Source organism: Actinocrinis sp. (assembly GCF_035946395.1).
Classification (GTDB): domain Bacteria; phylum Actinomycetota; class Actinomycetes; order Streptomycetales; family Catenulisporaceae; genus Actinocrinis.
The window spans coordinates 1-5,319 of the sequence record NZ_DASYZI010000317.1 but is presented as its reverse complement, the minus strand read 5'-3'; the positions used below and the strand labels follow the sequence as shown (position 1 = coordinate 5,319).

Below are 5,319 nucleotides of genomic sequence, written 5' to 3'. Positions count from 1 at the left end.
GATTGACGATCGCCGGGACGAGCCACTCGTAGATCGACCCGTCGCAGACGCCGTTCTGCTCCATGAGGCCCTTGCCGTTGTGCGTCAGCCTACTGTTCCGCACGAGCTCTTGGGCCTCAGCGTAACGTAGCACGGGCGAATCGAGCGGGGTGCACGCGTCACGGTGCCGCTCTTGGGCAAGCTCGAAGAGATCGACGGCCGGCTGATCCATGCCGTCGATCGCGACGCCGAGGCCGGCGGTCAGTGCGCGTCGGCGCCGCGGATCGCCTTTCGCGTCAAGCCGAAGCAGAACGCTGTCAGCAGTGACGCGCCGGTGATGTAGAAGAAGCTCCGGCTTCCGTAGGCGTCGACGAGGAATCCGACCACTGCGACCGACACCGGGAACAGGCTGACGCCGCTGAACATGATCGCTGACATGGTGCGGCCGAGCAGGTGCGGCGGCGTGCCCTTCTGAACGGTGGTGACGACCAGCACGTTGGTGATGGTCGCGGCCACCCCGGCGAAGGCGAGCAGGACGACGGCGCCCGCGAGGCCGGCCAGTGGCGTCAGCGTGACGCAGACGGCCAGCACGAGCCCGGAGAGCATGGCCGCGCGGCCCCGGGAGCGCACCGACGCGAAGCCCGCCGCGAACAGGCCGCCGACCATCGAGCCGGCGGCGAACGCGGCGAGCATCACGCCGAGCCCCCGCGCGCCGGCGCCGAATTCCTTGGTGGCGAGGACCGGCAGCGCGACGCGGTTCAGCCCGCCCATGGTGAGGTTCGCCACGATCGTGACCACGAGGATCGAGCGCAGCAGCGGCGAGGTGCGCAGCAGGCCGAAGAAGCCCTTCGGCTCGTCCGCGTGTTCGGCACCTTTCTCCTTCACCTTGGCCTTGGCCTTCTTCGCCGGCGCCGCCGTGAGCCGCAGCCGGGCGATGGCCAGCAGCGTGAGCGCGGAGATCGCGAAGGTCGCGCAGTCGATGCCGAAGGCGACCGCCGGATCGGCAAACCCGACGACGAGCCCTGCGACGCTCGGCCCGATCAGCCCGGCGGCGTACGTGATCGTGGTGTTCAGCGCGTTGCCCGCGGCGAGGTCCTCAGCGGGCAGCAGGCCGGGCATGACCGCCCATTCGGCCGGCATGAACAGCCCGGCGAGCAGCCCCACCGGGCCCGCGATCATCGCGATGGCCGCCGTGCCGCCCCATCCCGTGGCCGCGACCGCCGTCAGGCCCGCGGCCAGCAGCATCCGGCCGAGGTCGGAGACCGCCATGATCCGCACGGCGCCGTAGCGGTCCACCAGGACCCCGGCGACCGGCGTGGTGAGCAGCCGTCCGAATCCGAACGCCGAGACCACGACGCCGATCTGCGCCGCCGAGCCGCCGCGCGCGAAGATCAGCAGCGGCAGCGCCACGACCTGGAAGGCGTTGCCGAACTCCGAGATCGCCTGGCCGAGCACGAGGAACCGGAACGGACGCACCCGCAGCGGCGCGACGGTCAGCCGGGGACGGAAGCGGGCACGCAGCGACGGTGACGGTGAGGAGGACGAGGGTGCGCTCGTGGAAACCTGCTCGGTGTCAGCCATGCAGCGCCACCGGCAGCGATTCGAGTCCCCGCAGCATGATCGTGTCGCGCCACGGCAGTGCCGCCTCGTCGGCCGCCAGTTCGATGTTCGGGAAGGCCGCGAGCAGCCCGCCGAGCGCGATCTCCGCTTCCAGCCGGCCGAGGAACGAGCCGAGGCAGCGGTGGATGCCGTACCCGAACGCCAGATGGCCGGGATCGCCCCGGCGCACCAACAGCCGGTCCGGGTCGGGGAACCGCTTCGGGTCGCGGTTGGCCGCGCCGAGCGAGAGCATCACCAGTTCGCCCTCCGGGATCGTCACGCCGCGCACGTCCACCGGTTGCGAGGTGAACCGGATCGTGGCCATGCACACCGGCGCCTCGTAGCGCAGGAACTCGTCCACGGCGGTGGAAAGTATGTCAGGGTTCGCACGCAGGTCGGCCAGCTGGTCGGGGTTCTTCAGCAGCGCGAGCAGCGCCGTGCCGAGCAGGTTGACCGTGGTCTCTTGCCCGCCGATCAGCAGCAGGTAGACCATCGCGACCACCTCGCGCTCGGTCAGCCTGCCGTCCCCGCTCGACTCGACCAGAGCGGTCAGCAGGTCGTCGGTGGGCCGCGCGCGCCGCTGCGCGATCTGCGCCTCGAAGTACTCGACCAGTTCGGCCGTGGCGCGGGCGAAGTCGTCCGGGCCGCTGTCCGTCAGGATGTCGGTCGACCAGCGCCGGAACAGGTCCCGGTCGCTGTTCGGAAAGCCCAGCAGCGCGCAGATCACCGCCATCGGCAGCGGAAGGGCGAAGTCGAGCACGAAGTCGGCGCTCTCCCGCTGCGCCAAGCCGTCGAGCAGCCGGGCGGCGATGCCCTCGACCATCGGGCGCATCGCCCGGATCCGGCCCGGGGTGAACGCGCCGTGGATCAGCTGTCGCAGCCGGGTGTGGTCCGGCGGGTCGCTGTTGAGCATGTGGATGATGTCCGCGCCGATCTTCGTGCCGGCGACCCGCCGCTGCTGGATCTCCCGGGCGCGGCGCGCGTCCTGGCCCAGCCGCGGGTCCGCGAGCGCGGCGCGAACGTCGTCGTACCCTGTCATCAGCCACATCTGGAGGCCGTCGTCGTCGGTCATGACGGAGACCGGCGAAGCCTCGCGCAGCCGCGCGAACAGAGGGTACGGGTTGCGGGTCAGCTCGCCGTCCGCCGGCGTCGCAGCGTTCTGCGTGGACAAGGGATCCTCCGGCCTCTGCTCGGCGCTCATCAGACGATCATCGACGGGTTGGGCCAGCGGTGCACCGGCGCGGGCAGCCACCACACCAGGCCGCCCTGCTCGGCCACCAGGTCCGCCTCGCGCAGCGAGGCCAGCAGTTCGGCGGGCAGTCGCGCCGCGGCGACGCCTTCGAGCAGCGGCTCGATCGCGGCCAGCGCGTCCGGTTCGTCGAGGGTGACGAGCTCCAGCGTGCCGCGCCGCCGGTCGCGCACCTCGACGAAGCCGGGTCCGCGCCGGAACACGCACATGCACGGCAGGTACCGCTCCCGCCACTCGCGCGCGACCAGCGGGTCGGCGCCGACGACCGCGGACGGCGGGAAGAGGTGGGCGAATCTGCGCGTCCTGACGCAACCGTCGTCGCAGGACGCTGTCCACGCCACGGCCGCGCCGAGAGCCGTCATCTCGCGCAGCAGGACGAGCGCGTCGAGGGATTGCGGCGAGGCGTCCGCGCACAGTCGTACCTGTTCGTCGAGGCGTATGGCCCGCCGTCCCGAGCGGTACAGCTTCGCGGCGGAGGTGCTCAGTGGCGCCGTGAGCGTGTCGGCGCCGAACGCGGCACCGGGTACGAACAGCCGGGTGTCCCAGTCGGTGCGGCGGGCGGCACGTTGTTGTACGCGCACCAGCAGCTGATTGTCCGCCTCCACGGCGACGTGGACAACGTGCCCGCCGTCGTGGAAGAGCAGTCCGAGCCGCGTCCACTGGTCGATCAGGTCTCTGACGAACGGTTCGCCGCCGGGCAGCCGCGCCGCGAGTGTCGCCGGGTTTCGCGGCTTCTCCAGCAGCCGGAACAGTTCCAGCTGCACCGGATCGCGCAGTTCGATGACGTGCCAGTCGTAACCGGGCCTGGTGTTCGTCAGCACGATGCGGTCGCCGAGGTCGTCGTGGCTCAGTGAGCTGTCGGGGTGGTTGCCGATCCACGCCGCCAGCGCCTCGCCGAGGCGGCCGGCGAGTTCGTCACCGATGCCGCGTGCCGGGGCCATGAAGACGTAGGCCAGGTCCATCAGCTCGGCCTCCGGCAGCCGGTAGGTGTGCCGGTACTGGACCGCCGGGCGCAACACGTCGAAGCCCAGGTCCGGGCGGTTGAAGTACGGGCTGAACCGCTCGACCACGATGCGCGCCTCACCGGACGGCGGGTCCAGGTGGTGCAGCGCGGGCAGTTGGTCGATGACCGAGGTGTAGTCCTCGTCGCGCTCACCGGGGAAGCCGTACAGGTAGTTCCACGACATGGTGACGCCGGCGCTCTGCGCGTCACGCAGGGCCCTGACGTTCTGGCAGCCGCTGATGCCCTTGTCCATGATCCGCAGCACGCGGCTGGAGAGGTTCTCGACGCCGGGCTGCACCTGCACGACGCCGGACTCGCGCAGCGTGTCGAACTGGTCGCGGCGCAGGTTCGCCTTGACCTCGAAGTGCAGCCGCAGGTCGTACCCGGACTGCGCGAAGGCGGGCAGCGCCGTGTCGAAGTATCCGAGGTCGAGGATGTTGTCCACGACGATGAAGTCGAGCAGCCGGTGGCGCCGCGCCAGGCCGAGCACCTCGGCGACGAACGCGGCCGGCGGCTTGCTGCGAAACTGCATGGACGAGCCGTTGAGCCCGCAGAAGGCGCAGTGGTGCTTCTCGCCCCACCAGCAGCCGCGCGCCCCCTCGACGACGAGCTTCGGCTCCACCCAGCCCGCTGCGCACGAGGACTCCAGGCGCTCGAAGTACGCGTCGTAATCGGGCGCGGCGATCGCGGACGGAGGCAGCGGCGCGGTCGGCATCGTGTTCGCGACGCTGGTCCCGTCGGCCGCCCGATGACAGAGGCCGCCGATCGCGTCGAAGCCCGCACCGCCGGTTTCCTCGATGGCTGACAGGAGCGCGGGCAGCGCCAGTTCGCCCTCACCGCGGATCACGAAGTCGACGAACGGGAAGGCCCGGTGCAGCGCGGCGCCCTGCGGTCCGTCGCAGTTCGCCCCGCCGAACGCGATCAGGGTCCGGGGTTTGATGCGCTTGACGGCGCGGGCGGCGGCCAGGCTGGCGGTGTTCTGCTGGAAGGTGGTGGTGAAGCCGACGAGGTCGGGTTCCAGGCGGGCGAGGTCGTCGGCGAGCAGCGCGATGAAGTCGGGGGCGTGCGCGCGCACCGTGCGGGCCAGTTCGAGCTCCCCCTCGGTCGCACCGTTGCCGCGGATGAACCCGGCGTATTCGGGGTCGAACCCGGCCGCCGGATCGTCGTACAAGGCCCCTGCGAAGGCCCAGTCGCCGAGGCCGAGGAAGTAGGAGCGGTCGGAGAAGTAGCGGTAGTCCTCGCCGTTCAGCCCGAACTCGCGCGACGCCCAGTCGGCGAAGTCCAGGTTCGCGTACCGCGCGACGGTCTCGTGGCCCGCGCGCCGCGTGACTGCGCCAAGGATCCCCATCGCGAGCGACGGGGTGTCGAGGGCGCCCCACGGCATGTGCACCAGCACGACGCGCATCGCGATCACGCTCCAGATCGAGGGCCGGCCGGGACGCCGGGGAGCGATCCCGGCCGGCGGTGTACTCGGGTGTTGCGCAGTGCA

General features: G+C 71.2%; 3 protein-coding genes and 2 pseudogenes. All 5 read right to left on the bottom strand.

Features of this window, described 5'->3' with window-relative positions:
- Positions 1-211 (bottom strand): annotated as a pseudogene (locus VGS97_RS19340) (hypothetical protein); the annotation flags it as partial.
- A 29-nt stretch (positions 212-240) separates the two neighbouring features.
- Complete coding sequence (locus tag VGS97_RS19335; protein WP_326854989.1) at positions 241-1,560, bottom strand: MFS transporter; 1,320 nt, start codon at positions 1,558-1,560, stop codon at positions 241-243.
- Positions 1,553-2,650: a cytochrome P450 gene (locus tag VGS97_RS19330; RefSeq protein ID WP_349262192.1), complete on the bottom strand. Its 1,098-nt coding sequence runs from the start codon at positions 2,648-2,650 to the stop codon at positions 1,553-1,555. The genes VGS97_RS19335 and VGS97_RS19330 overlap by 8 nt, the downstream gene beginning before the upstream one ends.
- 128 nt (positions 2,651-2,778) lie before the next feature.
- A complete protein-coding gene (locus tag VGS97_RS29625; RefSeq protein WP_349262191.1) occupies positions 2,779-3,312 on the bottom strand; it encodes a DUF5825 family protein in 534 nt (177 codons plus the stop codon).
- A 39-nt stretch (positions 3,313-3,351) separates the two neighbouring features.
- Positions 3,352-5,235, bottom strand: a pseudogene (locus VGS97_RS19325) (RiPP maturation radical SAM C-methyltransferase); the annotation flags it as partial.
- Positions 5,236-5,319: the final 84 nt, after the last annotated feature.

Coding starts and splice junctions, on each gene's coding strand:
- VGS97_RS19335 (WP_326854989.1), bottom strand. CDS start 1,560: ATGGCTGACACCGAGCAGGTTTCCACGAGCGCACCCTCGTCCTCCTCA.
- VGS97_RS19330 (WP_349262192.1), bottom strand. CDS start 2,650: ATGACCGACGACGACGGCCTCCAGATGTGGCTGATGACAGGGTACGAC.